Source organism: Mesorhizobium sp. PAMC28654 (genome assembly GCF_020616515.1).
GTDB lineage: Bacteria > Pseudomonadota > Alphaproteobacteria > Rhizobiales > Rhizobiaceae > Mesorhizobium.
This window is the reverse complement of record NZ_CP085135.1, coordinates 5,123,704-5,146,473: the sequence shown is the minus strand read 5'-3', so window position 1 is coordinate 5,146,473 and position 22,770 is coordinate 5,123,704. Positions and strand designations below refer to the sequence as shown.

Annotated in this window: 24 protein-coding genes; 10 read left to right on the top strand and 14 right to left on the bottom strand. The window is 64.2% G+C overall.

Annotated features, from left to right (window positions below; all coding sequences use genetic code 11):
* Positions 1-7: 7 nt before the first annotated feature.
* The 7 genes from LGH82_RS25330 to LGH82_RS25300 form a co-directional block, all read right to left on the bottom strand.
* Complete coding sequence (locus LGH82_RS25330) at positions 8-793, bottom strand: ThuA domain-containing protein (RefSeq protein WP_227345346.1); 786 nt, start codon at positions 791-793, stop codon at positions 8-10.
* A 78-nt stretch (positions 794-871) separates the two neighbouring features.
* Positions 872-1,102, bottom strand: coding sequence for a hypothetical protein (locus tag LGH82_RS25325; protein WP_227345345.1), 231 nt, complete (start codon positions 1,100-1,102; stop codon positions 872-874).
* Between the two features lie 86 nt (positions 1,103-1,188).
* A complete protein-coding gene (locus LGH82_RS25320) occupies positions 1,189-1,767 on the bottom strand; it encodes a sarcosine oxidase subunit gamma (RefSeq protein WP_227345344.1) in 579 nt (192 codons plus the stop codon).
* Positions 1,760-4,753, bottom strand: a complete 2,994-nt coding sequence (locus LGH82_RS25315) for a sarcosine oxidase subunit alpha (protein ID WP_227345343.1) — start codon at positions 4,751-4,753, stop codon at positions 1,760-1,762. The genes LGH82_RS25320 and LGH82_RS25315 overlap by 8 nt, the downstream gene beginning before the upstream one ends.
* A complete protein-coding gene (locus LGH82_RS25310) occupies positions 4,750-5,061 on the bottom strand; it encodes a sarcosine oxidase subunit delta (RefSeq protein ID WP_227345342.1) in 312 nt (103 codons plus the stop codon). The genes LGH82_RS25315 and LGH82_RS25310 overlap by 4 nt, the downstream gene beginning before the upstream one ends.
* Before the next feature lie 11 nt (positions 5,062-5,072).
* Entirely contained in the window at positions 5,073-5,495 is a 423-nt protein-coding gene (locus LGH82_RS25305) for a hypothetical protein (protein WP_227349683.1), read from the bottom strand.
* A 2-nt stretch (positions 5,496-5,497) separates the two neighbouring features.
* Complete coding sequence (locus tag LGH82_RS25300; RefSeq protein ID WP_227345341.1) at positions 5,498-6,751, bottom strand: sarcosine oxidase subunit beta; 1,254 nt, start codon at positions 6,749-6,751, stop codon at positions 5,498-5,500.
* 262 nt (positions 6,752-7,013) lie between these two features.
* On the opposite strand from LGH82_RS25300, the gene LGH82_RS25295 reads away from it, so the two are divergent.
* The 7 genes from LGH82_RS25295 to LGH82_RS25265 all read left to right on the top strand — a co-directional run bounded on the left by LGH82_RS25295 (position 7,014) and on the right by LGH82_RS25265 (position 12,640).
* Positions 7,014-7,772 carry an SDR family oxidoreductase gene (locus LGH82_RS25295; RefSeq protein WP_227345340.1) on the top strand — a complete coding sequence of 253 codons (759 nt, stop codon included), beginning with the start codon at positions 7,014-7,016 and terminating at the stop codon, positions 7,770-7,772.
* A 121-nt stretch (positions 7,773-7,893) separates the two neighbouring features.
* The gene (locus tag LGH82_RS25290; RefSeq protein ID WP_227345339.1) at positions 7,894-8,280 is read left to right on the top strand and encodes an SET domain-containing protein; all 387 of its coding nucleotides are present in this window, start codon (positions 7,894-7,896) and stop codon (positions 8,278-8,280) included.
* Positions 8,281-8,461: 181 nt separating this feature from the next.
* Positions 8,462-8,737, top strand: coding sequence for a 30S ribosomal protein S21 (gene rpsU / locus LGH82_RS25285; RefSeq protein WP_227345338.1), 276 nt, complete (start codon positions 8,462-8,464; stop codon positions 8,735-8,737).
* Positions 8,738-8,927: 190 nt separating this feature from the next.
* Positions 8,928-9,770 (top strand): tetratricopeptide repeat protein, encoded by an 843-nt coding sequence (locus LGH82_RS25280; protein ID WP_227345337.1) that lies wholly within the window; start codon positions 8,928-8,930, stop codon positions 9,768-9,770.
* A 160-nt stretch (positions 9,771-9,930) separates the two neighbouring features.
* A complete protein-coding gene (locus LGH82_RS25275; RefSeq protein WP_227345336.1) occupies positions 9,931-10,407 on the top strand; it encodes a DUF992 domain-containing protein in 477 nt (158 codons plus the stop codon).
* Positions 10,408-10,491: 84 nt separating this feature from the next.
* A complete protein-coding gene (locus tag LGH82_RS25270; RefSeq protein ID WP_227345335.1) occupies positions 10,492-10,974 on the top strand; it encodes a DUF992 domain-containing protein in 483 nt (160 codons plus the stop codon).
* A 211-nt stretch (positions 10,975-11,185) separates the two neighbouring features.
* On the top strand, positions 11,186-12,640 hold the full coding sequence (locus tag LGH82_RS25265) for an MFS transporter (RefSeq protein WP_227345334.1): 1,455 nt from the start codon (positions 11,186-11,188) through the stop codon (positions 12,638-12,640).
* Positions 12,641-12,646: 6 nt separating this feature from the next.
* Here LGH82_RS25265 and coaBC read toward each other — a convergent pair whose 3' ends face one another.
* The 3 genes from coaBC to ubiE all read right to left on the bottom strand — a co-directional run bounded on the left by coaBC (position 12,647) and on the right by ubiE (position 16,615).
* The gene (coaBC, locus tag LGH82_RS25260) at positions 12,647-14,116 is read right to left on the bottom strand and encodes a bifunctional phosphopantothenoylcysteine decarboxylase/phosphopantothenate--cysteine ligase CoaBC (protein WP_227345333.1); all 1,470 of its coding nucleotides are present in this window, start codon (positions 14,114-14,116) and stop codon (positions 12,647-12,649) included.
* An 80-nt stretch (positions 14,117-14,196) separates the two neighbouring features.
* Complete coding sequence (gene ubiB, locus LGH82_RS25255) at positions 14,197-15,771, bottom strand: 2-polyprenylphenol 6-hydroxylase (protein ID WP_227345332.1); 1,575 nt, start codon at positions 15,769-15,771, stop codon at positions 14,197-14,199.
* 67 nt (positions 15,772-15,838) lie between these two features.
* Positions 15,839-16,615, bottom strand: coding sequence for a bifunctional demethylmenaquinone methyltransferase/2-methoxy-6-polyprenyl-1,4-benzoquinol methylase UbiE (ubiE, locus tag LGH82_RS25250; RefSeq protein ID WP_227345331.1), 777 nt, complete (start codon positions 16,613-16,615; stop codon positions 15,839-15,841).
* Positions 16,616-16,749: 134 nt separating this feature from the next.
* Here ubiE and LGH82_RS25245 point away from each other — a divergent pair, with 134 nt between their 5' ends.
* From LGH82_RS25245 to LGH82_RS25235, 3 genes are all read left to right on the top strand, one after another.
* Positions 16,750-17,724 carry an adenosine deaminase gene (locus tag LGH82_RS25245; RefSeq protein WP_227345330.1) on the top strand — a complete coding sequence of 325 codons (975 nt, stop codon included), beginning with the start codon at positions 16,750-16,752 and terminating at the stop codon, positions 17,722-17,724.
* An 84-nt stretch (positions 17,725-17,808) separates the two neighbouring features.
* Positions 17,809-18,438, top strand: coding sequence for a uracil phosphoribosyltransferase (gene upp, locus LGH82_RS25240; protein WP_015315749.1), 630 nt, complete (start codon positions 17,809-17,811; stop codon positions 18,436-18,438).
* A 126-nt stretch (positions 18,439-18,564) separates the two neighbouring features.
* Positions 18,565-19,128 (top strand): TIGR02281 family clan AA aspartic protease, encoded by a 564-nt coding sequence (locus LGH82_RS25235; RefSeq protein ID WP_227345329.1) that lies wholly within the window; start codon positions 18,565-18,567, stop codon positions 19,126-19,128.
* Between the two features lie 92 nt (positions 19,129-19,220).
* Here LGH82_RS25235 and deoA read toward each other — a convergent pair whose 3' ends face one another.
* The 4 genes from deoA to LGH82_RS25215 form a co-directional block, all read right to left on the bottom strand.
* Positions 19,221-20,540, bottom strand: a complete 1,320-nt coding sequence (deoA, locus tag LGH82_RS25230; protein ID WP_227345328.1) for a thymidine phosphorylase — start codon at positions 20,538-20,540, stop codon at positions 19,221-19,223.
* Positions 20,540-21,346 carry a purine-nucleoside phosphorylase gene (locus tag LGH82_RS25225; protein ID WP_227345327.1) on the bottom strand — a complete coding sequence of 269 codons (807 nt, stop codon included), beginning with the start codon at positions 21,344-21,346 and terminating at the stop codon, positions 20,540-20,542. Before LGH82_RS25225 ends, deoA begins: the two co-directional genes overlap by 1 nt.
* Positions 21,343-21,735 (bottom strand): cytidine deaminase, encoded by a 393-nt coding sequence (gene cdd / locus LGH82_RS25220; protein WP_227345326.1) that lies wholly within the window; start codon positions 21,733-21,735, stop codon positions 21,343-21,345. Before cdd ends, LGH82_RS25225 begins: the two co-directional genes overlap by 4 nt.
* 63 nt (positions 21,736-21,798) lie before the next feature.
* Positions 21,799-22,770 carry an ABC transporter permease gene (locus LGH82_RS25215; RefSeq protein WP_227345325.1) on the bottom strand — a complete coding sequence of 324 codons (972 nt, stop codon included), beginning with the start codon at positions 22,768-22,770 and terminating at the stop codon, positions 21,799-21,801.

The following is a 22,770-nucleotide window of genomic DNA, read 5'->3' as shown; positions in this document are numbered from 1 at the left end:
CCCCCGATCAACCAAGGCCCTTGTCGCCATCGGCATGCAGGCGCAGCCCCTTCTGGACGATCTTCTCCTTCGCCGCGTGCGTCGGCACGTTCGGCGCATTGGTGATCCCCGACCATGCCGGCGCGGGATTGCGTGCCCAATGGACGGCGTTGCGCAGCACCTGCTGCACGCCCTCATTGTGATAGATCGGATAGGTCTCGTGGCCCGGCGAGAAGTAGAAGATCCTGCCGGCGCCGCGCTGGTAGGTCAGGCCGGACCGGAACACTTCGCCGCCCTCGTACCAGGAGACGAACACCGTCTCCATCGGCTCCGGCACCGCGAAGGGCTCGCCATACATTTCCGTCTCGCCGATCTCCAGGCACTCGCCGATGCCCTGGGCTATGGGATGGCCGCGATTGATCGCCCATACCCGCTCGCGCTCACCAGCCTCGCGCCATTTCAGCGAGCAGGGCGTGCCCATCAGCCGCTTGAAGATCTTCGAGTAGTGGCCGGAATGGAGCACGATCAGCCCCATGCCTTCCCAGACCCGTTTCTGCACCCGCTCGACGACCTCGTCCTTGACCTCGCCATGCGCGGCATGGCCCCACCACAACAGGACCTCGGTGGCGGCAAGACGCTTTTCGCTCAAGCCGTGCTCGGGCTCCTGCAAGGTGGCGGTGGTCGCCTCGATGCCCTTGTCCTGGTTCAGCGCCGCGGCGATGGTGCCATGCATGCCCTTGGGGTAGAGGTCGCGCACGGCTGCGTTGGTCTGCTCGTGGACGTTCTCACCCCAGACGACGGCTTTTATCGGCATTTTTCATCTCCCAAAGCGCTTTAAATAGCCGATAAGGCGGGATGTTGGGAAGATGGCGCTTCAGCGAAACTGGGGAAATCAGGGCTTGCGGCTCTTGCGCCCGGGCACGGTCTTGGCCTTTCCCGGTCTTGCGGGAGCCCCGGGAATGGCCGTTCCGGTGATCGATATCGGGTCGCTGGCCGGGAACGTGTCCTCCAGGCCTTCTTCAAGCTCCTGCTCGGCGCTGGGCTCTTCGCTTTGCTCGTGCTCCAGGGAGCGTACGGCCGGCGACTTCTTGACCTGTGATTTCGGCGCGGATTTCGACGGCATCGGCTTTCTCCCTCGGCTTGCCCAGGAGAACGGCCCGCTGCCCTGAACGTTCCTGACCGCGTCAGCCGGAACCCCGGCTGTTCGGATCAAGCCGCCGCGTCGCGCGCCGCCTCTGAAAGGAAAGTAAAGACATAGTCCGAGAAGGAACGCCAGCACTCGACCCGGAAGTCATCTGGCGCTTTGCGCAACAGCACGATCTCGGTCTTGCCCAGGATGGTCCGCGATGCCGCCCCCACGGGGAAGGCATCGAGGGACAGGTCCTGCGGACAGCCCGCATTGATCGTCGCGACCGCCCCTGCGCCAGTAACGCCAATCGCGATGTTGCGATGCGAGATGCCCACCGCTGAATGCAGTGCGGTGACATCGGCGCGATCGGCGAGCGGATCGTTGCCGGCTTCGTCGATAACCAGCCATTCGTCGGGGCCGAGCCACAGCGCGGTGCGCCCCGCCTTCGAAGCGGAAGTCTTCTGTTGTTTCGGCAAGGTCACGCCAAGCGCCTTCGAAAGCGCCGCAACGGAGGCCTCGGGCGCGCGCAGCGACATGCGCTCGGCTGGCGGCAGCACCTCAACCTTGACGTTGGTCGCGGAGGTCGTGCGTCCCGCCAGCGCCGGTCGGCGCTGGACCGAAGGCGGCGCGACCGGTGTCTTTGCAGCAGCCTTAGCCATTGAGGCGCCCTCCCGTCTCGTCGAAGAACACCATGCCGGTAACCTCCACTTCGATCACTCCGTTCGGCATCGGCACATAGAGCGTGTCGCCCATCCGGTCGCGGCCGCCGGCAACCAGCGCCAGCGCGATCGAGCGACCGCAGTTTTCCGACCAGTAGCTGGAGGTGACGTGGCCGATCATCTTCATCGGGATCGCCTGCTTAGGATCCTCGACGATCTGCGCGCCTTCCTCCAGCACCACCTTCGGGTCCTTGGTCTTCAGGCCGACCAGTTGCTTGCGGCCCTTGGCGACCAGATCGGGACGCGTCAGGCCGCGAATGCCGACGAAGTCAGCCTTCTTCTTGCCGACCGCCCAGTCCAGCCCCGCATCGTTCGGCGTCACCGTGCCATCGGTGTCCTGGCCGACGATGATGTAGCCCTTTTCGGCGCGCAGCACGTGCATTGCCTCGGTGCCGTAGGCGGCAGCACCGTGCTTCTGGCCCTCGGCCCAAAGCGCTTCCCAGACGGCCTGGCCATAGTCAGCGGGAACGTTGACCTCAAAGCCGCGCTCGCCGGTGAACGACATGCGGAACAGCCGGGTGGGAACGCCACAGATCTTGCCTTCGCGCACCGACATATGCGGCAGTGCCTCATCGGACATGTCGATGCCTTCGACCAGCCGCGCGATTATGTCCCGCGACTTCGGCCCCTGCACCGCAATGACCGCCCACTGCTCGGTGATCGAGCTCAGCCAGACATTGAGATGCGGGAACTCGGTCTGGAGATAGTCCTCCATGTGGTTCATCACGCGCGGCGCACCACCGGTGGTCGTCGTCACATGGAAGCGGTCGGGCGCCAGCCTGCCAACGACGCCGTCGTCATAGATGAAGCCGTCCTCGCGCAGCATGATGCCATAGCGGCAGCGGCCGGGCTCCAGCTTCTCCCACGGATTGGTGTAGAGCAGTTCCATGAACTTGGCCGCGTCCGGTCCGACGACTTCGATCTTGCCGAGCGTCGAGGCATCGAACAGGCCGGCCTTGGTGCGAACAGCGACGCATTCGCGGTCGACCGCTGCGTGCATGTCTTCGCCAGCCTTGGGGAAATACCAGGCGCGCTTCCACTGGCCGACATCCTCGAACACGGCACCTTGTGCCTCTGCCCAGGGATGGATTGCCGTCTTGCGCGTCGGGTCGAACAGCGGTCCACGCGCATGGCTGACGATCGAGCCGAAGGTGACAGGCGTGTAAGGCGCTCGGAAGGTTGTCAGCCCGACTTCCGGGATCGGCTTGCCGAGCGTCTCCGCTGCAATGGCCAGGCCGTGCATGTTGGAGGTCTTGCCCTGGTCGGTCGCCATGCCGTTGGTGGTGAAGCGCTTGACGTGCTCGATCGAGCGCATGCCCTCATGCACCGCCTGGCGGATGTCCTTGGCGGTGACGTCGTTCTGGAAATCGACGAACGCCTTCACCGTCGTGTCCGGCCCGGCGCCGGGTGCCGCGCCCAGCATGCCACGCGACCAGCTCTCCGAGGCATCGACCTTCGGCTTCGTACCCCTGGCGGTTTTCGCGCCGGCGTCCCTGGCCGCCTTGGCGCCCGCCGCATAGGCTTCGTCGACACTCGCCGACAGCCCGTCGGTGCCGTTGCAGGCGCCGACCGAGACGCAGTCCTGCGCATAGGTGCCGGGCACGAAGCGCTTCGTCTCGTCGTTGAAGGCGACCTTGCCGCGCGACTGCGAGAAGAGATGCACCGACGGCGTCCAGCCGGCCGACATCAGGATCGCATCGACCGGGATGGTGCGTTCACCGCCGCCATTCTTCGGCTGCACGGTCATCGACGACACCCGCAGCTTGCCGCCGGCGCGGATCACCGCGCGGCCGAAATTGACCTCGATGCCCTGCGCCCTCGCCTCGTCGATCACCGGCCCGGTTGGATGATCACGCAGATCGACGATAGCCGCCACGTTGACGCCCGCCTTCTTCAGGTCGATCGCCGCCGCGTAGGCGGAATCATTGGCGGTGTAGACGCCGACATTTTTGCCGACCGCGACGCCATAATGATTGAGATAGGTGCGCGCCGCACCCGCCAACATGATGCCCGGACGGTCGTTGTCGGCGAACACCATGTGGCGCTCGATGGCGCCGGAGGCCAGCACGACGCGTTTCGCACGCACCTGCCACAACCGCTCGCGTGGCAAATCGTGGCCTGGAGCCGACAGATGATCGCTGACGCGCTCGACCAGCCCGACGAAATTCTGCGCGTAATAACCAAAAGCAGTCGTGCGCGAGAGCACACGGACATTATCCATCGCACTCAGCCTGGCGATTGCCGCCTGCGCCCAGGCATAACCGCCCTGGCCATCGATCCTGGCGCCGTTCTCGAAACGCAGGCTGCCGCCGAAGTCTGCCTGTTCGTCGGCCAGGATGACGCGCACGCCGGTCTCTGCCGCGGCCAATGCCGCCGCGATGCCGGCCGCGCCGCCGCCCAGCACCAGCACCTCGCAATGCGCGTAGCGCGATGAATAATGGTCGGGATCAGGCTTGTCCGGGGAAACGCCGAGACCGGCCGCGGCGCGGATCTTCGGCTCGTAAAGGCTCTTCCAGGCCGCCTTCGGCCACATGAAGGTCTTGTAGTAGAAACCGGCCGAAAACATCGGCGAAGCGATGTTGTTGACCGCGCCGACGTCGAAGGACAGCGACGGCCAGCGGTTCTGCGACTGCGCGGCAAGCCCGTCATAGAGCTCCTGCACGGTCGCCCGCACGTTCGGCGTCTTGCGCGCCGCGTCTCGCTTGATCTCAACCAGCGCGTTGGGCTCTTCCGCGCCCGCTGACAGGATGCCGCGCGGACGGTGATACTTGAACGAGCGGCCGACCAGATGGACGCCATTGGCAAGCAGTGCCGAAGCCAGCGTGTCGCCCTCGATGCCGGTGTAGGACTGGCCGTCGAAGCTGAAACGCGCGGTCTTGGCCTGCTTGAGGCGGCCGGCACCGGAAATGCGGAACGAACCGCTCATTTGGCAACCAATTCGTTGGAGTTTTTGGGCAGCTTCGACGGCTTCGGCTCGCCGGCCTTGTAGGTCATGATAAACTTGTCGGTGATGGTGTCGCGCACGGCATTGAAGAAGCGGGCGCAGCCATGCATGTGCCGCCAGCGCTCATAGATGATGCCCTTGGGATTCGAGCGGATGAAGAAGAATTTTTCGAAGTCATCGTCGCTCTCGCCCGCCATGTTCGCGGAGCGCGCGATATGCGCCTCGCCAGCGTTGCGGAATTCGAGTTCCGGACGCTCTTCCTCGCAATAGGGGCAACGGATGAGAAGCATTTGGTTTGTTCCTACAATTCGCCGTAGCCGACATGGGCGCCGGCCGGTTGATCGCAAAGCCGCTGGCCCAGCGACGCGAACGGCGCGACGAGCCGGATGCGCTCCTCGACGCTTGCGGACGGGCGAAACAGGTCGCGATGCACCATGTTACCTAGGGTCAGCTGCATTGGATCAGTCGTGACGATGACGCTGCGCGGCTTGAACGGCTGGTCCTCCGCGAAGCCGTCAGGCCTGGCTTCGAAGAACATCACGATCCTCTGTCCGCCGCTCCACACGCAGGCCAGCACGCCGTTGTCCACGGAAAACGGCCAGCCGGCCTCGTTCCCCGCGCGGCTGATCGGCTGCGTGCGCACCTCGGCCGCCGAGGGAAAATGGAACATGCCCTGCTCCCCCGCCAGCACCAGCGGCACGGCGACAGCCATCTCGGCCATCATCATCAGTGCGCCACCGCCGCCGCCGCCGCCTCGTCGATGAGGCGGCCGGTACGGAAGCGCTCGATGGTGAAGGGCGCGTTGATCGGGTGCGGATCATCCTTGGCGATGGTGTGGGCAAAGACATGGCCCGAACCCGGCGTCGCCTTGAAGCCGCCTGTGCCCCAGCCGCAATTGACGTAGAGGCCGGGCACCGGCGTCTTGGCCAGGATCGGCGAACGATCGGGCGTCACGTCGACGATACCGCCCCACGAACGCAGCATCTTCATGCGCGTGAAGATCGGGAACATCTCGCAGATGGCGTCGAGCGTATGCTGCAATATGTGCAGGCCGCCGGTCTGCGAATAGGAGACATATTGGTCCGTGCCGGCGCCGATCACCAGTTCGCCCTTGTCGGACTGCGAGATATAGGCGTGCACCGTGTTCGACATCACCACGCAGGGAACCACCGGCTTGACCGGCTCCGACACCAGCGCCTGCAGAGGATAGCTTTCCAGCGGCATGCGCACGCCGGCCATGTTCATGATGACGGAGGAATGGCCGGCGGCAACGACGCCGACCTTCTTGGCGCCGATGAAGCCGCGCGTCGTGTCGACACCCATGACCGCGCCGTTCGGCGCACGCTTGACCCCGGTGACCTCGCAGTTCTGGATGATATGGACGCCGCGCGCCGAGGCGCCGCGCGCATAACCCCAGGCGACCGCATCGTGGCGCGCCGTGCCGCCACGACGCTGCAGCGCGGCACCCACGACAGGATAGCGCGCATCCTTGGAGGTGTTGAGCGGCGGGCAGAATTCCTTCGCCTGCTCCGGCGTCAGCCATTCATTGTCGATGCCGTTCAGCCGGTTGGCGTGGACGTGGCGCTTGAGCACCTGGACGTCGTGCACATTGTGGGCGAGCATCATGACGCCGCGCGCCGAATACATGACGTTGTAGTTGAGCTCCTGGCTGAGCCCGTCCCACAGCTTCAACGCGTGATCGTAGATCCCGGCGCTCTCGTCATAGAGATAGTTGGAGCGGATGATGGTGGTGTTGCGGCCGGTGTTGCCACCGCCGAGCCAGCCCTTTTCAATCACCGCCACATTGGTGATGCCGTGCACGGTGGCGAGATAATAGGCGGTGGCCAGGCCATGGCCGCCGGCGCCGACGATGATGACGTCATATTCCTTCTTGGGCTCCGGCGAGGACCATTGCTCCTCCCAGCCCTTGTGGCCGCGCATGGCCTCGCGGGCGATGGCGAATACCGAATATTTTTTCAACGTCCTGGCCTCGCAAATGGCGGCAGGGCGTTCACTCAGCCCCGGCGCGCGAGGTGTATCACTAGCGAAACGGCGCTGCCACCCTTGCGCTGTTTGCGACGGCGCTTGCCGTTTTGCGCCGCCGCCGATCGACATGGCGAAAATCGCTGGGATCAAGCCTCGCCGATCACCTTCGCAGCTTTCGGGTGGCTGCCGCGGCGCTCATTTGCGACGAGCCATCCGATCGCTGGCAGGGCCGGCACGAAAATCAAGGAATGCACGCATGCCCGCACTCGCCAACAAGATCGCCATTGTCACCGGAGCCAGTTCCGGCATCGGCCGCGCCACCGCAAAGCTCTTTGCGGAGGAAGGTGCCAGGCTTGTCGTCGCCGCGCGGCACCAAGGAGAGCTCGACGCGCTTGTCGAAGAGATCCGCGAGGCCGGCGGCTCGGTGGTCGCGCTCGCCGGTGACGTCACGCAGGAACCCTATGCGAACGCGCTCGTCGAGCTTGCGCTCGACAGCTTCGGCGGGCTCGACATCGCCTTCAACAATGCCGGTTCCGTTGGCCTGATGGGTGGGATTCCGGAGATGCTGTCCAAGACATGGCACGAGACGATGGACACCAACCTGACGAGTGCCTTTCTCTGCGCCAAACACCAGATACCGGCCATGCTGGATCGCGGTGGCGGATCACTCATCTTCACTTCCAGCTTTGTCGGCAGAACCGCCGGCATACCCGGCATGGCCGCCTACGCGGCAGCCAAGGCCGGGCTGATCGGGTTGACGCAGGTACTGGCCGCCGAATACGGACCAAAGGGGCTACGCGTCAACGCGCTGTTGCCCGGCGGCACCGACACACCGGGCGCCACAACCACCACACCGGAGGCCCGGGCTTTCGTCGAAGGCATCCATGCCCTGAAGCGCATGGCGCGGCCGGAAGAGATTGCCCGCTCGGCGCTTTATCTCGCTTCCGACGCGTCAAGCTTCACCACGGGAACCGCGCTGTTTGCCGATGGCGGCGTTTCGATCAACCGGACGTGAAGCGTTTGGCGGTCGGGGCGACGCCGGCAATCGACAATGTCGTAAAACCGGCCTTGCTTTTTCGGCGTGATTTGGCGATTCCGTTTCTTCGAAGACTTCTGTTCGAGGACGAGCGGGAAACATGCTGCTGATCAGAACCTATGTCGCTCAGAGCCCAATCGAGGGTGTCGGCGTGTTCGCCGCCGAGCCGATCCGCAAGGGCGCGTCGATCTGGCGGCTGGATCCGGACTTTGACCGGCTGATCTCGATGGACAAATATGAGGCCGCGCCGCCGCATCTCAAGGAATTGCTCGACAGATATGCCTATCCGAGCCCCGATCGTCCCGGCTTCATGGTCTATGAAGTCGACAACGGGCGCTTCATGAACCATGCTGGAAATCCGAATACGGACTTTTCGCGGTATGGCGGGGCAACCTCTACCCGTGATATCGCTGCCGGCGAGGAAATCACCTGCGACTACGGTGAGTTCTTCGAGGATTTCGAGCGGCTTCATCTCGCGACGGCCTAGCCACAGCGAGGGACTGGGCGGCGAACCGCACCCTGATTTGGCCGATGCATTCGATTCCACTGTGGACAGCGCGTCCCGATTCTGCTATCAGCCGCCACAATTCGTGGTGTAAACCGCTGCGGAGGCTAGGTGACTATGGCCGCCTGCCTGATGATATCAAACCCGAAAGACAGGATTGCCCGTGCAGGTACTCGTCCGCGATAACAATGTTGACCAGGCGCTTCGCGCTCTCAAGAAGAAGATGCAGCGCGAAGGCATTTTCCGTGAAATGAAGATGCGTGGTCACTACGAGAAGCCTTCCGAGAAGCGCGCCCGTGAAAAGGCCGAAGCCGTTCGCCGCGCCCGCAAGCTGGCCCGCAAGCGCGCACAGCGCGAAGGCCTGCTGCCGATGACACCGCGCCCGGTTGCCGCTGGTGCTGCCGGCGCTGCTGGCGCACCGCGTCCGCCGCGGTTCTAACGCCAATTTTTCGTCCTTTTCGAAGGATACCAAGGGTGGCGCGATGCGGAATCGCCGCCACCTTTTTGTTTAGAGCGACGTGGCTCCATTTGGACGCACAACGGACGCTCTGACATTTGCGATGACATCGAACCGGCCCGGAGGGGGGAGCCGGAGCTGAGCGACGCGGCGTAGCGAGGACAGGGCAGACATGAACGCAATCACCGTAGAGCGCAGGGTCGCATTTCGCGGCTTCGCCCTGACGGCAGTCCTGCTTTCAGGACTGGCCCTTGCCGGCTGCCAGACGAACAACCCGAACGGCGAGTTCAACAACATCGACAAGGCGCAAGGGTCCAGCGAGAACATCTCGTCGCTGTCGGCGGTGATCCAGCGCAGTCCCCAGGATCCGGAAGGCTACAATGTGCGCGGCTCGGCCTATGGCCGTGGCGGCCAGTATCAGGCCGCACTGAAGGACTTCAACACCGCCATCCAGATCAACCCGAATTTCTATCAGGCCTATTCGAACCGCGCCCTCATCCAGCGCTTCCTCGGCAATCAGACGGCCGCGCTCGATGACTACAACAAGTCGATCCAGATCAACGGCAATTATGATGCCGCCTATATCGGCCGCGGCAATCTCTATCGGAAGGCCGGCCGCACCCAAGACGCTTTCAACGATTTCCAGAAGGCGATCCAGCTCGATACGACCGACGCGCGCGCCTATCACAATCGTGGCCTGATCTATCAGAGCCAGGGCCAGCACGCCTACGCCATCGAGGATTTCTCGACCGCCATCTCACTGGCGCCGGACGCGGCCGAGCCGTACAACGGCCGCGGCCTGTCCTATCTGGCGACAAATGATGTGGACAACGCCTTCGCCGACTTCAACATGGCGATCAAACTCGACGGCAATAACGCCGAGGCATGGGCCAACCAGGGCCTCGTCTACGAGAAGCGCGGCGACAAGGCCAAGGCGGCGAAATCCTATCGCGAGGCCGTCCGCCTTGATCCCACTTACCAGCCGGCCAAGGACGGCCTGGCCCGCGTCAGCTGATCAAAACTGTTGCCAAACGGCCGCTTCCGCGGCCGGTCCGATGCAGCTTCGGTCCCTCCGATAACGCTCCATTAACTGTCGCCTTGATCGCGCCCAATTTTCGGCGGAACGGTCCGGACGCTTAGCCGTTATTAAAAGCAATTTGCGAAAGGACCCTCCCATGATCAAGAAACTCGCCTGTGCCGCGGCGCTCGCCACGGCAGTGTTCGCCGCTGCGCCGGCCAGCGCCGGCAAGCTGCAACTCGGCACACTCGACTGCACGATCGACGGCGGTGTCGGCTATATCATCACCTCCAACAAAGGCGTGTCCTGCGTCTTCCGTCCGCATCACGGCGGCCCCTCGGAAGTCTACACCGGTGTTATTTCGAAGCTCGGCGTCGATGTCGGCCAGACGCATCAGGGCCAGTTGATCTGGGCGGTGCTGGCGGCAACGAGAGACCGCAACGGCGGTGATCTCGCCGGCAACTACTACGGCGTGAACGCCGAGGCCACCGTCGTCACCGGTGGCGGCGCCAATCTGCTGGTCGGTGGCTTCAACAGCGCCTTCATGCTGGAGCCGCTCAGCGTCCAGGCCCAGACCGGCGTCAATCTCGCTGTCGCCGTCACCTCGCTCGAGCTGATCCACTCGTTCAAGTAAGCTTCTACGATACCTCTGTCGTTGGGCGCGGAACCGGATAGGATAACCCATCCTGTTCCGCGCCGAATGATTTGGGGTACCGACATGAAAAAAGCGACCATGGCCGCCGTCATCATAGCGACGGCGCTTTTCGGGCACGCAAATGCCAAGGATCAAGGCGTCGAGCTCGGCGTGCTCGATTGCGCCATCGGTGGCGGCACCGGCTTCATCTTCGGTTCGACGAAGGATCTGAGCTGCACTTTCAACCCCACCGACAAGAGCTTCGCGCCGGAAGCCTATTTCGGTGTTGTCAACAAATATGGCCTGGACATCGGCACCACCAAACAAACGGTGATGCAGTGGCTGGTGTTGACGCCCATGAAGAACATCTACGCGCCGGGCGCGCTTGCCGGCGATTATGTCGGCGCTAGCGCCGAAGTGACAGCGGCCATCGGCGCCGGCGCCAATCTCCTGGTCGGCGGCTCGTCGCAATCCTTCACGCTGCAGCCGCTCAGCCTGCAGACGCAGACCGGCATCAACCTCGCCATCGGCGTCAGCCAGTTCCAGTTGCGCAGCACCGAGAACTGATCGCGCATTCCCCCGAAAATAGCGCTCCTGAAAATAGCGCTTGAGCTCAACCGCGGTTGAGGTCTTACAAGCCTGCCCCGACTGGAGCGCCGCGCCGGAAGCGCGCGGACAGCTCCGGTGCTTTTGACGCGTGCATGGTCCTGCCGGAAACCGAAGCTGGTTTTCGATAGCGGGCGCCGGTGCCGCGACATGAAAAGTCGGGGGAAGTGGAATGACTGACATCAGCACGAACAGGGTTGACTGGCGCGCCTTGTGGGCGAGCGGCGACCTGGCCCGCTTCTGCTTCATCAGCCTTGGCATATTGCTGCACGCCACCAACGAGACGATGGTGGCGACCGTGATGCCTGCCATGGTCGGCGAACTGGCCGGCGTGCAACTGGTCGGCGTGCAACTGGTCGGCTGGTCGCTGGCGATCTATGAACTTGGCGCCATCGTTGCCGGTGCGGCAGCCGGACGGCTGGTGAGCTATGTGGCGCTGCGCACCAACATGGTGGTCGCCGCACTGCTCTACGCGGCCGGCGCCATGATCTGCGCCACGGCGCCTTCGATGCAGCTGTTCCTTGCCGGACGCCTGATCGAGGGCCTGGGCGGCGGTGCGCTGGTGTCGCTGGCCTTTGTTTCTGTCCAGAGGTTGTTTCCGCGCACCATCTGGCCGCAACTCTTCGGCATCATGTCGGCCATCTGGGGCGTTGCCGCCTTCAGCGGGCCGATGCTCGGCGCGATCATGACCGAATTGCTGTCATGGCGCTGGGCCTTCGGCATCTTCACCTTCGGCGGCGGCGCCATGGCGCTGGCAAGCTTCATCGTGCTCAACACGCCGGAGGCAAAGAAGCCTCAAGCCACGGACGGCAAGGCTCCGCCCTTCCCCTTTGCCGCACTCGGCTGCCTTGCGATCAGCGTGGTGCTGATCGCTTCGGCTGGCGTCGACATCGCGCTGCTGCGCTCATCCTTGCTGATGACCGTCGGCCTCATCGGCCTTGCGCTGTTCTTCCGCATCGACGCGCTGAAGCCGCTGTCGCGGCTGTTCCCGTCGCAACTGTTCTCGTGGCGCTCGCCGGTCGGCGCCGGCATGACCATGGTCGCGGCCTTTTCGGTGGCGACCTGCTCCTTCGGCGTCTACGGACCGCTGCTGCTGACCAGCCTGCACGGCATTCCGATCCTGACCACCGGCTACATCATCGCCGCGGAATCCATCGCCTGGTCGATCCTGTCGATCCTCGTTGCCAACGCGCCGCCGCAACGCGAACGTCCGATCATCGTCTGCGGTGCTATGATGATCGCCGCCGGCATCGCCGGCTTCGCCTACACCGTGCCGGCTGGCTCCATTCCCCTGATCCTGCTCTGCGCCCTGCTGCAGGGTGGCGGCTTCGGCATTGCCTGGCCCTTCCTCACGCGCTTCATCGTGGCATCGGCAAGGGACGACGAGCAGACAATCGCTTCCGCCGCCGTGCCGACCATGCAGCGCATCGGCTATGCGGTGGGCGCGGCGCTGACCGGCATCGTCGCCAACGCCAGCGGTTTTTCCGAAGGCCTCAATCGCGAGGCCGCCGCCAGTGTTGCCTCCTGGCTGTTCCTGGCCTTCCTGCCACTCGGCATTGTCGGATGCATGGCCGCCTTGAGAATTTCTTCGACGGCGCTTCGGTCGCGAATGGCGGCGGCAGGTTGAACGCCGCTAAACCACGATCGTCGTCAGCCGCTCCGCGATCAGCCTGGCCAGCCGCGCCGCCACCTCGTCCTTGTTCATCTCCGGCCATTCCTCGACGCCGGCCTTCGACACGATCCGAACCTTGTTGCGGTCGCCGCCCATCACGCCGGAGGACCCAACGCCGCTGTCGTGCGAAACGTCGTTGGCGACGATAAGGTCGGCACCCTTCTTCCTGAGCTTGGCCTCGGCATTGCCGACAAGATCCTGCGTCTCGGCGGCGAAGCCGACGACAAGTGTCGGTCGCTGCGTGTGGTGGCCAACGCCAGCGAGAATGTCGGGATTCTCGACCATCCGTAGCGCCGGTGGTCCCTCGCCGGCCACCTTCTTGATCTTCTCGCCAGACGAATTCTCGGTACGCCAGTCGGCGACGGCGGCAACGAACACACCGGCATCCGCCGGCAGAAGCCGTTCCACCGCGTCCTTCATCTCGGCCGCGGTTTCGACATGCAACGTGGTGACACCAATCGGATCGGCAATGCCGACCGGACCGGAGACAAGGCGCACATCGGCGCCGAGCCGTGCAAGTGCTGCCGCGATCGCATGGCCCTGCTTGCCGGACGAGCGATTGGCGATGTAGCGCACCGGGTCGATCGGCTCATGCGTCGGTCCGGAGGTGACGATGATCCTCCTGCCCGACAATGGCTTCGGCCCGGCGTCGAGCAGCGCCTCGACCGCGGCGACGATCTCCAGCGGCTCGGCCATGCGCCCTTCGCCGGCCTCGTTGCTCTCGGCCATCTCACCCTTTGCCGGTCCCACGAAGACTACGCCGTCCTTCCGCAGCGTCGCGCGATTGCGGCGCGTCGCCGGATGCGCCCACATCCTGGGGTTCATGGCGGGCGCCATCAGCACGGGCTTGTCGGTGGCGATGAGCACGGTGGACGCAAGGTCGTTGGCGTGTCCATTGGCGAGCTTGGCCATCAGATCGGCGGTCGCGGGCGCCACCACCAGAAGGTCGGCCTCGCGCGACAGGCGGATATGGCCGACATCATGCTCGTCGTTGCGGTCGAACAGTTCGGTGAAGACATGATCGGCCGACAGCGCGCCGACCGACAGCGTGGTGACGAATTGCTGTGCCGCTGATGTCATCACCACCCGCACCGCGGCACCCCGCTCGCGCAGCCGCCGGATGAGATCGAGCGCCTTGTAGGCGGCGATGCCACCGCCGATGATAAGCAGGATACGCTTGCCGGAGAGGCTGCCTCGCGACGCGATCTTGCCTGCTGAAGCAGCGATCGGCGCCGCTGCGTGTGAAACGGTCAGTTCGCGAAGCGTTTTCTCGATCTGGTCGATGCGGCCCACCGAACCGGCCTGCCCCTCGACGGCGGCGCGGATCATCACCCTCGCCTGCTCTTCCATGGAACGGTCGTTTTCGGCCGCCAACCGGCGCAGCAACTCCTTGACCTCATCGTCAAGGTTACGGATGGTGATACTGGCCATATGATTGCACTCTGCTCGCCATTGCCGAGTTCAATGATAGCAATGCAATCAGCTTGCGGCAAGTTGCCGAAATGATCGGTCTAGATGATCTTCCAGGCGATGTAGACCAACGTCAGCGCGATCACCCACAACGCCCAGCGCCCGGATCTGCTGTGGCGCGCCTCGGCCTTGCCGATGGCGTTCGCGGTGGTTTCATCAAAGCGCAGCCCGTGCTCGGCCATCAGGTCGATCTCACGCGACAGCCGCTCGGTGCGCGCCGCGAGTTCCGGCACCTGGCGGACCAACGCCAGCATCGCCTTGGCGCCGTCACGCGCATCGACCAGCAGGCCGCGCGGGCCGAGATTGCCGGCGATCCAGTCGCCAACCACCGGCTCGGCGGTCTTCCACATGTTGAAGGCCGGATCGAGCGTGCGCGCCACGCCTTCGACCACCACCATGGTCTTCTGCAACAGGATCAGCTCCGGCCGCGTCGCCATGTCGAACAGTTCGGTCACCTCGAACAGCAGCGTCAAAAGCTTGGCCATCGAGATGGTTTCGGCCGGCTGGCCATGGATCGGCTCGCCGATCGCCCGGATCGCCTGCGCGAAGGCCGCGACATTGTGCTGGCGCGGCACGTAGCCAGCCTCGAAATGCACCTCGGCGACACGCAGATAATCGCGGGTGATGAAGCCGTAGAGGATTTCCGCGAGGAAGCGGCGCTCCTTCTTGCCAAGACGCCCCGCTATGCCGAGGTCGACGGCGACGATGGTGCCGTTGGCCTCGACGAACAGATTTCCCGGATGCATGTCGGCGTGGAAAAAGCCGTCGCGCAGCGTATGGCGCAGGAACGACTGGATGAGGTTGGCGGCGATGGTCTTCAGGTCATGGCCGGCGGCTTCAAGACCGGCGATGTTGTTCATCTTGACGCCGTCGACCCATTCCATGGTCAGCACGTCGCGGCCGGTGCGCTCCCAGTCGACGGACGGCACCCGGAAACCCGGATCATCCCTGGTGTTCTCGCCGAGTTCCGAAAGCGCCGCAGCCTCGAGCCTCAGATCCATTTCGATCTTGGTGGTCTGGGCCAGCGTCTCCGTCACTTCGACGGGCCGCAGGCGACGCGACGACGGAATGTATTTTTCCTGCAGGCGGGCGGCGAGGAAATAGCTTTCGAGATCGTGGAAGAAGCGGCGGCGCACGCCGGGCCGGATGACTTTCACCGCAACCCTGGTGACGGCGCCATCGCGGATGATGTCGGCGGCATGGACCTGGGCAATGGAAGCCGCGGCGACGGGATCGCCGAAATTGACATACAGATCGTCGATCTTGCGTCCAAGCGAAGCTTCGATGGCAGCCACGGCCTCCGCCTTCGGAAACGTGTGCATCTTGTCCTGCAGCATGGCGAGATCGAGCGCCATGTCGTTGCCGACGACGTCCGGCCGTGTTGCCAGGAACTGGCCGAGCTTGACATAGGAGGGGCCGAGCCGAACGACGGCCTTGCCCAGCCGGTCGCTGCGCTCATAGGACAGCGCGCGGCGGCGGGTGAAGAGCCGGGCCACGCGCCAGCCGAATTTCGGCAGGCCGGACAGTTCCTCGCCCGGCAACGCCGCGACGACACCCTCGCGCACCAGCACCCAGCCGGCGCGTGCGAGCCTGAACCCGGCACTGACGGTGCTCATGACCGCACTCCCGCCGGTTTCCTGAACCGGCGTAAGCCATTTCTATCATCAGGAATGCAAGACGCCCTCAAAGCTTCCAGCCCGAATGCAGTGCCGCGATGCCGCCGGAATAGTTGCGGAAAGACACACGGTCGAAGCCGGCGCGGGAAATCATCGCCGCGAAATTCTTCTGGTTGGGGAACTTGGCGATCGACTCGACCAGATAGGCGTAAGGCTCGCCATCGCCGGTAACCATCTTGCCGATCTTGGGAATGGCGTTGAACGACCAGGCCTCATAGGCCTTGTCCAGCAGCGGCATCTCGACCTCGGAAAATTCAAGGCACAGCAGGCGCCCCCCAGGCTTCAGCACACGGAAGGCTTCGCCAAGCGCCACGTCGATGCGCGGCACATTGCGAATGCCGAAGGCGATCGTATAGGCATCGAATGTGGCGTCGGGGAACGGCAGTTCCTCTGCATTGGCCTCGACGAAATCGGTATTGGCGGACATGCCTTTCTTTTCGGCCCGGTCGCGGCCGACGGCCAGCATCGAGCCATTGATGTCGAGAACGGTGGCATGGGCGTGGCCATGGCTTGCCTCGACGATGCGGAAGGCGATATCGCCGGTGCCGCCTGCCACGTCGAGCACACGCCAGCCCTGTCTCTTTGGAGGATTCAGCCCCGCCACCATGGCGTCCTTCCACAGCCGGTGCAGCCCAGCCGACATCAGGTCGTTCATCAGGTCGTAGCGGTTCGCAACCTTGTGGAAAACGTCATTGACCAGGGACTGCTTGTCATCAGCCCCTACACGCTTGAAACCATAGGAGGTTTCCATGCCGCCAGCGGCCGTGGTTCTCTCAACTGACATTTTTCGATCCGTCATAAAATCGGCGGGACCATAGCCGATCACCAGTGCGGGCGCTATTGTTTAAGGAGCGGTGTTCGGCCGCGCTTCCAGGCGGTGGGCTTATGCAACCTGGATCGATCAGACGGGAAGAATGAATGCCTTTGAAAGCGGAACTGCACTGCCACATCGAAGGGGCGGCGGCGCCAGAGCTCGTCATCAGCCAGGCACGGAAATATGGCAAGGACACCTCGCCCTATATCCGGGACGGCTCGTTCGTCTGGCACGATTTCACATCCTTTCTCGCCGCCTATGACTTTTCCGCCGACCTGTTCCGCACGGAAGAGGACTATGCGCGGCTGGCCGACCATTATCTGACGAGCCTTGCCCGCGACGGCGCCATCTATTCCGAAGTCTTCACCTCGCCGGACCACGCGAAAAAAGCCGGGCTGTCGCCCAAGGCCTACACGGACGCGCTCGGCGAAGGCATGGCCCGCGCCAAGGCCAAGACCGGCATCGAGGGCCGCATGATCGTTACCGGCGTGCGCCATGTCGGCGTGGAATCGATCGAGCAGGCGGCGCGCTTCGCGGCGCGCTGCGGCCATCCGCTGGTGACCGGCTTCGGCGTCGCCGGCGACGAGCGGATGGGAGATTTCGAGGATTACGTGCGCGCCTTCGAGATCGCCCGCGAGGCCGGCCTTGGCATCACCATCCATGCCGGCGAACTGATGGGCTGGGAGAGCGTCCAGGCAGCACTCGACCATATCCGCCCATCGCGCATCGGCCACGGCGTGCGCGCCATCGAAAACGCCGACCTTGTCCGGCGCATCGCCGACGAGGGCGTTGTGCTGGAATGCTGCCCCGGCTCCAACATCGCGCTGAAGGTCTTCGACAGTTTTGCCGACCACCCCTTTCCCGCCCTGCAGGCGGCCGGCTGCAAAGTGACGCTCAATTCCGACGATCCGCCCTATTTCTGGACTTCGCTGAAGCGCGAATACGATATCGCCTCCGAGCACTTCTCGATGAACGAGAAGGCGCTCACGGCGGTCACAAGGACCGCGATCGAAGCCGCCTTCGTCGACCGCAAGACGAAAACAGCGCTTCTCGCCCGCCTCAATGGCGCGGCACGCTGAAATCTGTGGTCCGGCGGCCACAGGCGGTTCCTTGGCCGGCGCATAGAAGCTAGGGTCTCTTCAATGAAAGATCAGGAGAGTACCATGAAGGGCGTCACCGTCGTCGACCACCCGCTTGTCCAGCACAAGCTGACCATCATGCGCAAGAAGGAGACCTCGACGGCCGGCTTCCGGCGGCTGCTGCGCGAGATTTCGCTGCTGCTCGGCTATGAGGTCACCCGCAATCTCGAACTGACCACGACAACCATCGAGACGCCGATGGAGACGATGGAAGCGCCGACGCTGGAGGGCAAGAAGCTGGTCTTCGCTTCCGTGCTGCGCGCCGGCAACGGCCTGCTGGAAGGCCTGCTCGACCTGGTGCCGGCGGCCCGCGTCGCCCATGTCGGCCTCTACCGCGATCACGAAACGCTGGAAGCGGTCGAGTATTTCTTCAAGGCGCCGAGCGACCTCGCCGACCGCCTGGTCATCGTCGTCGATCCGATGCTTGCCACCGCCAATTCGGCGATCGCGGCGATCGACAAGTTGAAGGAACGCGGCGCCACCAACATCCGCTTCCTTTGCCTGCTGGCGGCGCCCGAGGGCATCGAGCGCTTCACCAAGGCGCATCCGGACGTTCCCGTCTTCACCGCTTCCATCGACCGCCAGCTCAACGAGAAGGGCTACATCATGCCTGGCCTCGGCGACGCCGGCGACCGCATGTATGGGACCAAATAGCTGTTGTCGAAGCCGACCAGGCGTGGCCATGTTTACCGGTTGTTTACGCAAAGGCGCGGTTTCGGCGCGTGTTAAAGCGCCAAACACCATGTCCGGACTAAGGATCAACCTTCAAAAGGTTGACCCATGCTGCGTACACTTCTCATTTTTGGTGCGTCCGCCGGAATAGCCGCATCGATCCCGATGATCTATCAGTCAAATCCTCAGCTTATCGACGGTCTGCTGAGATCGGCGGTCGCCGCCAGGCCGGCCACGGATACGCAACCGGACGTGAAACTCGCGGCGATACCGGAAAAGCCGGCGATTACGCAGCCGCTCGGCCGCAAGTTCGTGGTCGAGGCGGACGCGCGCGGGCACTTCACCTCGCAGTTCAAACTCAACGGCCGTCAGGTCGACGGGATGATCGACACCGGCGCGACGCTGGTTGCCATCAACACCTCGACGGCACGCAGGATCGGCCTGTCGCTGAACCCGTCCGACTTCACCCGCCAGGTCAACACCGCCAATGGCACGATCAAGGCCGCCGTCGTGACGGTCGACCGGCTGCAGATCGGCAACATCCAGTTGGACGACGTCCAGGCGGTCGTGCTCGACGACAAGGCGCTTCAGAGCAATCTCATCGGCATGAGCTTTCTCACGCGACTCCAGAAATATCAGGTCGAAAACGGCGCGCTGCTGCTCGTTCAGTGATGCGGGCCCTATCTGTTCGTTTGCGCGCGATCTCTGGACAAACGGGGACCGTTTGTCCGAGAAGGCTGGTTCCCACTTTTCGAGGCCACGCTCTAGCCGCGTGGCAGGATCCGCCGGATGACCGACTTGTCCGCGCCCGGCTTCGAGGCTCCGATACTGTAGGCTGAAAGCACGGCCGAAGCCGCCGCCTCGGCATCCGAGACCGTGCGGGCATGGATCAACGCCAGCGCCTCGCCAGCCCGTACCTCCGCACCGATCGGCAACAGCCGGGTGATGCCGACGGCATGGTCTATCTTGTCGTCCGGCCGCGTGCGCCCGCCCCCAAGCCCGACCACGGCAAGCCCGATGTCACGGGTGGCGATGCCCGTGACGAAGCCGTTTCCTGGCGCCTCGACCGTGAACTCCGTGGCTGCCTTAGGCAGGTATTTCTCGGGCTTCTCGACGAAATCGGCGGGACCGCCAAGGGCTGCCACCATGCGGCCGAAGACCGCCGCGGCACTGCCGCTGGCGAGCGTCTCGCTGGCGCGCCGCATGCCGTCCTGGTTGGACGCCACGATCCCGGCTGACTGCAGCATTTCGGCCGCCAGCGCCAGCGTCACATCCTCCAGCCGGCGGTCGCGGAAACGGCCGGTAAGGAAATCCACGGCGTTGCGCACCTCGACGGCGTTGCCGGCTGCGGACGCCAGGGGCTCGTTCATGCCGGTAACCAGCGCCGAGGCGCTGAGGCCGGCACCATTGGCGATCTCCACAAGGCTGTTGGCGAGTGCCGTTGCGTCGCGCGACTTTTCCATGAAGGCGCCATTGCCCACCTTTACGTCGAGCACCAGCGATTGCAGGCCGGCCGCCAGTTTTTTCGACAAGATCGAGGCTGTGATCAGCGGCACGGATTCGACCGTTCCCGTCACGTCGCGGATCGCATAGAGCCGGCGATCGGCGGGCGCCAGATCGGCGGTCTGGCCGATGATGGCGCAGCCGGTTTCCAGCACCGCCTTGCGGAACAGCTGGATATCCGGCTGGCTGGTGTAGCCAGGAATGGAATCCATCTTGTCCAGCGTGCCGCCGGTATGGCCAAGACCCCTGCCGGAAATCATCGGCACATAGGCGCCGCAGGCGGCGACCATCGGCGCCAGCATGAGCGAGACATTGTCGCCGACGCCACCTGTCGAATGCTTGTCGGTGACCGGGCCGGGCAGATCGGACCAGTCAAGAACATCGCCGGAATCGCGCATGGCCAGCGTCAGCGCCACCGCCTCGTCACGGCTCATGCCATTGAAGAACACCGCCATGACGAAAGCGCCGACCTGACCATCCGAGACGGTACCATCCGTCACCCCGCTAATGAGGGACGTAATCTCCTGCACCGACAGTTTCTGGCCGTCACGCTTGCGGCGGATGATTTCCTGCGGAAGCATCAGCTCTCCGGCAATCCGTCGCGGAACAGGCGCTGGAGAATGGTCGCCAGCCGCGCTCCGCCGACCGGCGCCATGTCCTTGGTCTCCTGATGCGAAAGCTCGGCCCCGGTCATGCCGGCGGCAAGGTTGGTGATGACCGAACAGGCGGCCACGCGCAGGCCAAGGAAGCGGGCAAGGATGACCTCCGGCACAGTCGACATACCCACCGCGTTGGCGCCCATGACGCGCGCCATGCGGATTTCCGCCGGCGTCTCGAAACAGGGGCCGGAGAACCACATGTAGACGCCCCTGTGCAGCGCGGTGCCGGTCGCCTTCGCCGCCCGTTCGATCGCCTTGCGGATGCCGGCATCATAGGCTTCGGTCAGGCCGACGAAGCGGCGGTCGCTGGGCTCGCCGATCAGCGGGTTGGTGCCCGAGAAATTGATATGGTCGGTGATCAGCATCACCGAGCCCGGCCCCATGTCCGGATCGACCGAACCGGCGGCATTGGTGAGGATCAGTTTCGTGATGCCGATGCCGGCGAGCACTTCCAGCACCGGTCGCATCGCCGCGGCAACGCCATGCTCGTAGTAATGGGCGCGGCCGGACAGCATCAGCACCGGCGCGCCGGCAAACAGTCCGGCTACCACTTCGCCAGCATGGCCGGTGACGCCGCTCCGGGGAAAGCCCGGCAGGTCGGCGTAGGAGATGCGGATCGGGTGCTCGATCTGCTCGACCAGTCCGCCCAGGCCAGAGCCCAGCACAAGCGCGGTGGCGGGCGCCAATCCGTCCAGCCTTTCGACGAGATGATCCAGCGCCTCTTTCATTTCAAAATGTCGCCCTGGAAACCGTAGGGCAGCATCAGGCCCATGGTCACGGTCTCGACCACGCCGCCATTGTCGCAGAGGTAGAGTTTTGTTTCCGGCCGGCAGAATTCGGCCAGCCGCTGCCGGCAGCCGCCGCACGGCGAGCATTTGGCCATGCGCTCGGCGACAACGGCGATCTCGGTGATCCTGCCGCCGCCGCCCATGATGTAATGGCCAAGCGCCGTGGTTTCGGCGCACCAGCCCTCCGGATAGGAAGCGACCTCGATGTTGGCGCCGGCAAACACACGTCCGTCCTCGGTCCGAAGGGCGGCCCCGACGGGGAATTTCGAATAGGGCGCATAGGCCTTGGCCATGGCGGCCCTGGCCGCTTCGAACAGATCATGGGACATTCTAGTCGTTCTCCACCAGGATCATGTCCGAAAACCGGCTGAGGCTGCGGTTCAGCTTCATGCTCAGCGTTCCTTGACGTAGGGCACGCCGCCGGCGCGCGGCGGAATGGCCTTGCCGATGAAGCCGGCGAGCAGGATGACGGTGAGGATGTAGGGCAGCGCCTGCATGAACTGCACCGGCACCTTGCCGATGATCGGCAGCGGCGTGCCTTGCAGGCGGATCGACAGCGCGTCGAGGAAGCCGAACAGAAGGCAGGCGAACATGGCGTTGACCGGCTTCCACTTGGCGAAGATCAGTGCCGCCAGCGCGATGTAGCCCTTGCCGGCGGTCATGTCCTTCACGAAGCCGCCATTCTGCGCCATCGACAGGTAGGCGCCGGCGACGCCAGTCAGGATGCCCGTGCAGATCAGTGCCCGGTAGCGCAGCCATGCGACAGATATGCCGGCCGTGTCGACCGCCGCCGGGTTCTCGCCGACCGCGCGCAGGCGCAGGCCGAAGCGGGTGCGAAACAGCACCCACCAGGTGAACGGCACCATCAGGAAGGCGAGGTAGACCAGCGCCGAATGGCCGGACAGAAGCTCCGAATAGATCTGCCCCAGGATAGGCACGTCCTTGACCGCGTCGGCGCCGGGCAAGGTGATCGGCGAGAAACGCTCGCCCGCGCCCAGTGCCGGCGTACGCCCGCCCTGCTGGAACCAGGCCTGGCCAAGAATGATGGTCGATCCGGCGGCGATGAAATTGATGGCGACGCCGGAGACGATCTGGTTGCCGCGATGGGTGATCGAGGCGAAGCCGTGCACCATGGCAAAGGCGACCGAGACGAGGATGGCCATGCCGAGGCCGATAAAGGCCGAGTGAAAGACCGCCGCTGCCGCCGCCCCCGCGAAGGCGCCGACCAGCATCTTGCCTTCAAGCCCGATGTCGAAGATGCCGGCCCGTTCCGAATAGAGGCCGGCGAGGCAGGCGAGCAGCAAGGGCACCGACAGGCGGATGGTCGAGTCCAGCGTCTGGACGATGGCGTTGAAGATGTCCAT

What these genes read in the sequence shown, in the direction of transcription:
- LGH82_RS25330 (WP_227345346.1), bottom strand. Translation starts at nt 793, where the DNA reads ATGCCGATAAAAGCCGTCGTCTGGGGTGAGAACGTCCACGAGCAGACC.
- LGH82_RS25325 (WP_227345345.1), bottom strand. Translation starts at nt 1,102, where the DNA reads ATGCCGTCGAAATCCGCGCCGAAATCACAGGTCAAGAAGTCGCCGGCC.
- LGH82_RS25320 (WP_227345344.1), bottom strand. Translation starts at nt 1,767, where the DNA reads ATGGCTAAGGCTGCTGCAAAGACACCGGTCGCGCCGCCTTCGGTCCAG.
- LGH82_RS25315 (WP_227345343.1), bottom strand. Translation starts at nt 4,753, where the DNA reads ATGAGCGGTTCGTTCCGCATTTCCGGTGCCGGCCGCCTCAAGCAGGCC.
- LGH82_RS25310 (WP_227345342.1), bottom strand. Translation starts at nt 5,061, where the DNA reads ATGCTTCTCATCCGTTGCCCCTATTGCGAGGAAGAGCGTCCGGAACTC.
- LGH82_RS25305 (WP_227349683.1), bottom strand. Translation starts at nt 5,495, where the DNA reads ATGATGGCCGAGATGGCTGTCGCCGTGCCGCTGGTGCTGGCGGGGGAG.
- LGH82_RS25295 (WP_227345340.1), top strand. Translation starts at nt 7,014, where the DNA reads ATGCCCGCACTCGCCAACAAGATCGCCATTGTCACCGGAGCCAGTTCC.
- LGH82_RS25290 (WP_227345339.1), top strand. Translation starts at nt 7,894, where the DNA reads ATGCTGCTGATCAGAACCTATGTCGCTCAGAGCCCAATCGAGGGTGTC.
- LGH82_RS25280 (WP_227345337.1), top strand. Translation starts at nt 8,928, where the DNA reads ATGAACGCAATCACCGTAGAGCGCAGGGTCGCATTTCGCGGCTTCGCC.
- LGH82_RS25275 (WP_227345336.1), top strand. Translation starts at nt 9,931, where the DNA reads ATGATCAAGAAACTCGCCTGTGCCGCGGCGCTCGCCACGGCAGTGTTC.
- LGH82_RS25270 (WP_227345335.1), top strand. Translation starts at nt 10,492, where the DNA reads ATGAAAAAAGCGACCATGGCCGCCGTCATCATAGCGACGGCGCTTTTC.
- LGH82_RS25265 (WP_227345334.1), top strand. Translation starts at nt 11,186, where the DNA reads ATGACTGACATCAGCACGAACAGGGTTGACTGGCGCGCCTTGTGGGCG.
- coaBC (WP_227345333.1), bottom strand. Translation starts at nt 14,116, where the DNA reads ATGGCCAGTATCACCATCCGTAACCTTGACGATGAGGTCAAGGAGTTG.
- ubiB (WP_227345332.1), bottom strand. Translation starts at nt 15,771, where the DNA reads ATGAGCACCGTCAGTGCCGGGTTCAGGCTCGCACGCGCCGGCTGGGTG.
- ubiE (WP_227345331.1), bottom strand. Translation starts at nt 16,615, where the DNA reads ATGTCAGTTGAGAGAACCACGGCCGCTGGCGGCATGGAAACCTCCTAT.
- LGH82_RS25245 (WP_227345330.1), top strand. Translation starts at nt 16,750, where the DNA reads ATGCCTTTGAAAGCGGAACTGCACTGCCACATCGAAGGGGCGGCGGCG.
- upp (WP_015315749.1), top strand. Translation starts at nt 17,809, where the DNA reads ATGAAGGGCGTCACCGTCGTCGACCACCCGCTTGTCCAGCACAAGCTG.
- LGH82_RS25235 (WP_227345329.1), top strand. Translation starts at nt 18,565, where the DNA reads ATGCTGCGTACACTTCTCATTTTTGGTGCGTCCGCCGGAATAGCCGCA.
- deoA (WP_227345328.1), bottom strand. Translation starts at nt 20,540, where the DNA reads ATGCTTCCGCAGGAAATCATCCGCCGCAAGCGTGACGGCCAGAAACTG.
- LGH82_RS25225 (WP_227345327.1), bottom strand. Translation starts at nt 21,346, where the DNA reads ATGAAAGAGGCGCTGGATCATCTCGTCGAAAGGCTGGACGGATTGGCG.
- cdd (WP_227345326.1), bottom strand. Translation starts at nt 21,735, where the DNA reads ATGTCCCATGATCTGTTCGAAGCGGCCAGGGCCGCCATGGCCAAGGCC.
- LGH82_RS25215 (WP_227345325.1), bottom strand. Translation starts at nt 22,770, where the DNA reads ATGGACATCTTCAACGCCATCGTCCAGACGCTGGACTCGACCATCCGC.